Origin of the sequence: Lentzea sp. NPDC060358 (genome assembly GCF_042725365.1) — a bacterium.
In the GTDB taxonomy this organism is placed as follows: Bacteria; Actinomycetota; Actinomycetes; order Mycobacteriales; family Pseudonocardiaceae; genus Lentzea.
In genome coordinates, this window is sequence record NZ_JBHXCW010000369.1 from 1 (window position 1) to 5,562 (window position 5,562).

Consider the following 5,562-nt stretch of genomic DNA (forward strand, 5'->3'; position numbering starts at 1 on the left):
CTCCCGCGCCGTGCCACGCCCCGGCCGGGTCAGACGACGGTGTTGTCCACGAAGCACCAGCGCCAGTTCTCACCCGGCTCGAACGAGCGGATGACCGGGTGGCCCTCGTCGGCGAAGTGCTTCGAGGCGTGCTTGGCGGGCGAGGAGTCGCAGCAGCCGACCTTGCCGCAGCCCAGGCACAGCCGCAGGTGCACCCACCTGCCGCCGGCGGCCAGGCAGTCCTCGCAACCCTCCGTGGTGCTGGGAGCGGGGTCGGGCCCCAGCTCGGCGACGTGCTCGCAGGTAGTCGTGGTCACGGCCAGACGGTACATCCATTGCGACCATCGGCCAGTCCGGGTGTTTGACTGGGCACATGACGACTGCCGGTCGCGTCGCGCGGCCTTCGATCCTCACGGTGGACGACGACCCCGCCGTCTCGCGCGCGGTGGCGCGCGACCTGCGCCGCGAGTACGGCGAGCACTACCGGATCGTGCGGGCGGAGTCCGGGCCCCAGGCCCTCGAGGCGCTGCACGAGATCAAGCTGCGCGGCGAGGAGGTCGCGGCGCTGCTCGCCGACTACCGGATGCCGCAGATGAGCGGCATCGAGTTCCTCGAGCAGGCCATGGACGTGTTCCCCCAGGCGCGCCGGGTGCTGCTCACCGCCTACGCCGACACCGACGCCGCGATCCGCGCGATCAACGTCGTCGACCTCGACCACTACCTGCTCAAGCCGTGGGACCCGCCGGAGGAGAACCTCTACCCGGTGCTCGACGAGCAGCTGCGGGCGTGGGCCGTGAGCGACCGGCAGCCGCCGCAGCGCGTGCGGGTGGTGGGGCACCGCTGGTCGCCGCGCTCCTACGAGGTGCGCGACTTCCTGGCGCGCAACAACGTCCCGTTCCGCTGGCACGCGCTGGAGGAGCCGGAGGCGCGCTGCCTGCTCACCGCGGCGCACCAGGACGGCGCGACGCTGCCCGTCGTCGTGACGGCCGGTGGCAAGGCCCTGGTGGACCCGTCCGACTCGGAGCTCGCCGCCGAGGTGGGCCTGAGCACCCAGCCGTCCGCGGAGTTCTACGACCTGATCGTCGTGGGCGGCGGACCGGCGGGCCTCGGCGCCGCGGTGTACGGCGGGTCGGAGGGGCTGCGGACCGTCCTCGTGGAACGGATCGCGACCGGCGGTCAGGCCGGCACCAGCAGCCGCATCGAGAACTACCTGGGCTTCCCCGACGGCGTGTCCGGCGGCCAGCTCACCGAACGCGCCCGCCGGCAGGCCGTCAAGTTCGGCGTCGAGCTGCTCACCACGCGCGACGTCGTGGCACTGGAACGCCGGGGCTCGGCGCGGATCGTGCGGTTCGGCGACGGCACCGAGCTCGCCGCCCACACGGTCATCCTCGCCACCGGCGTCTCGTACCGGCTGCTCGACGCGCCCGGGCTGGGCGAACTGACCGGCCGGGGCGTGTTCTACGGCGCTTCGACCACCGAGGGCCCGAACTGCGCGGGCCAGGACGTCTACCTCGTCGGCGGCGCGAACTCCGCCGGGCAGGCGGCCGTGTACTTCTCCGCGCACGCGCGGAAGGTCGTGATCCTGGTGCGCGGCGACTCGCTGGAGCAGTCGATGTCGCGGTACCTCGTCGACCAGCTCGCGGCGATCCCGAACGTCGAGGTCCGCACCGGCACCGAGGTGTGCGGTGGCACCGGCACCGACCACCTGGAGACGCTGACGCTGCTGGACAACAAGACCGGCGAGAAGACGACCGTCGAGGCGAGCTGGCTGTTCGCGTTCATCGGCGCCGCCCCGCGCACCGACTGGCTCGACGGCACCCTGGAACGCGACGACCGCGGCTTCCTGCTCGCCGGTCCCGACCTCGGCGGCACGCCGCCCGGCTGGGACCTCGACCGGGTGCCGTACCACCTGGAGACGAACGTGCCCGGCGTGTTCGTGGCGGGCGACGTCCGCGCGGAGTCGGTCAAGCGCGTCGCGTCCGCCGTCGGCGAGGGCGCGATGGCGGTCACCCTGGTCCACCGCTACCTGGCGAGGTCCTGATGCAGAGGCTCACCGCCGCCGAACTGCGCGGCCTGTTCCTGTTCGAGGAGCTCGACGACGCGCAGCTCGACTGGCTGGCCGCGCACGGCCACGTCGAGACCCGCAGCGCGGGCACCCCCGTGCTCACCGAGGGCGAGCCGGCGACGTGCTTCTTCCTGCTGCTGGAGGGCACGGTGGCGCTGTGCCGCACCATCGGCGGCCAGCGCGTCGAGGTGAGCCGCAGCAGCCTGCGCGGCTCGTACTTCGGCGCCACCCAGGCGTACCTGGAGCTCGACCAGGCGGCCTACCAGATGACCGTCGAGTCGGTCACCGACACGGCGATGCTGCAGTTCGACGCCGACGAGTTCGGCCCGATGGTGCGCGCGTGGTTCCCGATGGCGATGCACCTGCTGGAGGGCCTGTTCTGGGGCATGCGCAACACCCAGGCGACGGTCGGCCAGCACGAACGGCTCACCGCGCTCGGCGCCCTGTCCGCGGGCCTCACCCACGAGCTCAACAACCCGGCCGCGGCCGCCGTGCGCGCGACCGCGGCGCTGCGCGAACGGGTCGCGGGCATGCGGCACAAGCTCGCCATGCTCGCCGGGGGGTCGATCGACCCTGCCGAGCTGCCGGCGCTCGTGAAGCTGCAGGAGAAGGCGGTCGAACGGGTCGCCAAGGCGCCGAAGCGCAGCCCGCTGGAGGCGAGCGACGCCGAGGACGAGGTCGCCGACTGGCTCGACGAGCACGACATCACCGGTGGCTGGGACGTGGCACCGGTGCTGGTCGCCGCCGGGCTCGACGTCGAGTGGCTGGAGAACTCGCTCACGGCGTGCCCCGCCGCCATGACCGGGTCCGCCGTGCACTGGCTGCGGTACACGGTCGAGACCGAGATGCTGATGAACGAGATCGAGGACGCGACCACCAGGGTCTCGACCCTCGTCGGCGCCGCCAAGCAGTACTCGCAGATGGACCGCGCGCCGTTCCAGGTGGTCGACGTGCACGAGCTGCTCGACTCGACCCTGGTCATGTTCGGCGGGAAGCTCTCGGACGTCCGGGTGGTGAAGGACTACGACCGCGCGCTCCCCCACGTCCCCGCCTTCGCCGGAGAGCTCAACCAGGTGTGGACGAACATGATCGACAACGCCCTGGGCGCGATGGGCGGGTCGGGGACGCTGACCGTGCGGACCTTCGGCGAGGACCGGCACCTGGTCGTGGAGATCGGCGACACGGGCCCCGGCATCCCGGCGGAGGTGCAGGGCCGGATCTTCGAGCCGTTCTTCACCACCAAGCCGGTCGGCGAGGGCACCGGGCTCGGCCTGGAGATCTCGTGGCGGATCGTCGTCAACAAGCACCACGGCGCGATCCGGGTGGAGTCGGCGCCGGGCGACACCCGGTTCCAGGTCGTGCTGCCCCTGGACGCCGTCCCCGCGCAGGGCGGCGCGCCGGGGGTGTGAGCGCCGATCAGGTGCCGGGGGCCGCGTCGAGTTCGGCGACCAGGGCGCGCACCCGCCGTTCGATCTCGTCGCGGATCGGCCGGATCTGCTCGACGCCCCGGCCCGCCGGGTCCTCCAGCGCCCAGTCCAGGTAGCGCTTGCCGGGCAAGACCGGGCAGGCGTCGCCGCACCCCATCGTGATCACCACGTCCGAGGTGCGCACCACCTCGGTGGTGAGCACCTTCGGGAACTCGCGGGAGAGGTCGATCCCGGCTTCCGCCATCGCGCTCACGACGTGCGGGTTGACCGCGTCCGCCGGGGCCGACCCGGCGGAGCGCACCTCGACGCGGTCCCCGGCGAGGTGGGTGAGGAAGGCGGCGGCCATCTGGGAACGGCCGGCGTTGTGCACGCAGACGAACAGCACGGACGGCTTCACGACACCGGCTCCAGGGTCTTGCCCGCGGCGGTGTGCAGGAACCCGGCGAGCCGGTCGAGCGTGGCGGGCAGCGCCCGGTAGTAGACCCACGTGCCGCGGCGTTCGCAGTTCACGAGCCCGGCCTGCCGCAGCAGCTTGAGGTGGTGCGAGATCGTCGGCTGCGCGAGGTCGAAGGCCGGCGTCAGCTCGCAGACGCAGACCTCGCCGCCCTCGCGGGACGCGATCATCGAGAGCAGCCGCAGCCGCACCGGGTCGCCCAGCGCCTTGAACACCGAGGCCAGCTCGGCCGCGCGGGCGGGGTCGAGCGGCGCGGCCGCCGCGGTCCGGCAGCCGCCCGGCCGTTCCTGGTTCGCCATCCCCCTATCTTGACGTTCTTCGAATCAGGGGGCAAGAAATCAGTCGGCGAGGTGGATCCCCAGGTCGGTGCGCCCCGGCGCCAGGTCCTCCCGCAACGCGCGGGTGCCCGCGTACTCGCCGTCGCGCAGGCGCCGGAACAGCCGCGGGCGCTCGCCCGCGAGTCCGCCGATCCTGGCCGCCAGCCGTTCGGCCTCCCGCCCGGCCCCCCGCGGGTCCAGCGAGTCGGCATCGTGGACCACGTGCAGGTCCAGCGTCTCGATCCCCACGTACCAGAGCACGCCGTGGGTGATCGGGAAGAGCAGCGAGTCGAGGTCGCCTGCGATGCCGCGCGGGCCGAGGGAAGCCTCGTCCTCGCCCACGGTGACCACGACCAGCGCCTTGCGCCCCACGAGGCCGCCGTCGCCGAACCGGCGGGGCACGCCGAGCTCGGGATCGGCGTCGCCGTGGGCGAACCCGGTGGTGAGGACGCGGTCGAACCAGCCCTTCAGGATCGCCGGCGGCCCGTACCACCACAGCGGGAACTGCAGGACGAGCAGTTCGGCCGCCGCCAGCCTGGCCTGCTCCTCGCGGACGTCGGCGGGCAGCAGGCCGGCGGCGTAGGCCTCCCCTGCCAGCTCCGCGATGCCGGTGCGGCTGTCCGCCCGGTCGCCCAGGTCGCGGGCGGACAGCACGGGGTCGAAGCCCTGTGCGTAGAGGTCCGAGACCACCACCTCGCACCGCTGCGAGAGGGCCTTGGTCCCCGCCCGCAGGAGGTGGTCGTTCAGCGAGTCGCGGCGGGGGTGCGCGTACACCCACAGAGCGGTGTCCGGCTTCGGTGGATGGACGATGGTCATGCGTCACCTCGGTCTGTCGGCGTCCTGGCGCTCCCCAGTCAAGCCGCCGCCCGCGGGACGCGGAATGGGTGATCGTCTCGCCGGCCTGTGCGTGCGTTCACGAGAGAGCCGTGGATCACCACCGCGGGTGGTTGGGCGCCGGACCGCCGGGGTAGCCGGTCCGGGCAGGGAAATCGAGACACACCAGGAGGGTGACGTGATCGGGTTCATCGTCGCCGGACTGATCATCGGCGCGCTCGCCCGACTGATCAAGCCCGGCAAGCAGAACCTCGGCATCGTGGCGACGCTGCTGTTGGGGCTGGTCGGCTCCGTCATCGGCGGCACCATCGCGAACCTGCTCGGCACCGGCGACATCTTCGAGCTCAACGTGCTGGGCTTCATCATCGCCGTGATCGCCTCCGTGCTGCTCATCGGCACCGCGGAAGCCATCGCCGGCCGCAACCGCACCGGCGTGCGGTAACACCGGACCGCAGCGAGGAGGACCCGCGCCCCGGTGGTGGGCGC

7 protein-coding genes are annotated in these 5,562 nt (G+C 72.7%); 3 read left to right on the forward strand and 4 right to left on the reverse strand.

Annotation, left to right across the window (positions count from 1 at the left end; translation table 11 throughout):
* Positions 1-29: 29 nt before the first annotated feature.
* Entirely contained in the window at positions 30-296 is a 267-nt protein-coding gene (locus ACFWGZ_RS39160; protein ID WP_382456653.1) for a ubiquitin carboxyl-terminal hydrolase 14, read from the reverse strand.
* Positions 297-352: 56 nt separating this feature from the next.
* Here ACFWGZ_RS39160 and ACFWGZ_RS39165 point away from each other — a divergent pair, with 56 nt between their 5' ends.
* Both ACFWGZ_RS39165 and ACFWGZ_RS39170 read left to right on the forward strand, forming a co-directional pair.
* Positions 353-2,020, forward strand: a complete 1,668-nt coding sequence (locus ACFWGZ_RS39165) for an FAD-dependent oxidoreductase (RefSeq protein WP_382456654.1) — start codon at positions 353-355, stop codon at positions 2,018-2,020.
* Positions 2,020-3,453: an ATP-binding protein gene (locus ACFWGZ_RS39170; protein ID WP_382456655.1), complete on the forward strand. Its 1,434-nt coding sequence runs from the start codon at positions 2,020-2,022 to the stop codon at positions 3,451-3,453. Before ACFWGZ_RS39165 ends, ACFWGZ_RS39170 begins: the two co-directional genes overlap by 1 nt.
* A gap of 7 nt (positions 3,454-3,460) precedes the next feature.
* Here ACFWGZ_RS39170 and ACFWGZ_RS39175 read toward each other — a convergent pair whose 3' ends face one another.
* Genes ACFWGZ_RS39175 through ACFWGZ_RS39185 form a run of 3 tightly spaced genes read right to left on the reverse strand, consistent with a single transcriptional unit; the run spans position 3,461 to position 5,058 of the window.
* On the reverse strand, positions 3,461-3,817 hold the full coding sequence (locus tag ACFWGZ_RS39175) for an arsenate reductase ArsC (protein ID WP_382456659.1): 357 nt from the start codon (positions 3,815-3,817) through the stop codon (positions 3,461-3,463).
* 47 nt (positions 3,818-3,864) lie between these two features.
* Positions 3,865-4,224, reverse strand: a complete 360-nt coding sequence (locus ACFWGZ_RS39180) for an ArsR/SmtB family transcription factor (RefSeq protein ID WP_382456656.1) — start codon at positions 4,222-4,224, stop codon at positions 3,865-3,867.
* A gap of 39 nt (positions 4,225-4,263) precedes the next feature.
* The gene (locus tag ACFWGZ_RS39185) at positions 4,264-5,058 is read right to left on the reverse strand and encodes an NAD(P)H-dependent oxidoreductase (protein WP_382456657.1); all 795 of its coding nucleotides are present in this window, start codon (positions 5,056-5,058) and stop codon (positions 4,264-4,266) included.
* Positions 5,059-5,254: 196 nt separating this feature from the next.
* Between ACFWGZ_RS39185 and ACFWGZ_RS39190 the strand changes: the two genes are divergently transcribed.
* Positions 5,255-5,518: a GlsB/YeaQ/YmgE family stress response membrane protein gene (locus ACFWGZ_RS39190; protein WP_382456658.1), complete on the forward strand. Its 264-nt coding sequence runs from the start codon at positions 5,255-5,257 to the stop codon at positions 5,516-5,518.
* Positions 5,519-5,562: the final 44 nt, after the last annotated feature.

What these genes read in the sequence shown, in the direction of transcription:
- ACFWGZ_RS39165 (WP_382456654.1), top strand. Translation starts at nt 353, where the DNA reads ATGACGACTGCCGGTCGCGTCGCGCGGCCTTCGATCCTCACGGTGGAC.
- ACFWGZ_RS39170 (WP_382456655.1), top strand. Translation starts at nt 2,020, where the DNA reads ATGCAGAGGCTCACCGCCGCCGAACTGCGCGGCCTGTTCCTGTTCGAG.
- ACFWGZ_RS39175 (WP_382456659.1), bottom strand. Translation starts at nt 3,817, where the DNA reads ATGGCCGCCGCCTTCCTCACCCACCTCGCCGGGGACCGCGTCGAGGTG.
- ACFWGZ_RS39180 (WP_382456656.1), bottom strand. Translation starts at nt 4,224, where the DNA reads ATGGCGAACCAGGAACGGCCGGGCGGCTGCCGGACCGCGGCGGCCGCG.
- ACFWGZ_RS39185 (WP_382456657.1), bottom strand. Translation starts at nt 5,058, where the DNA reads ATGACCATCGTCCATCCACCGAAGCCGGACACCGCTCTGTGGGTGTAC.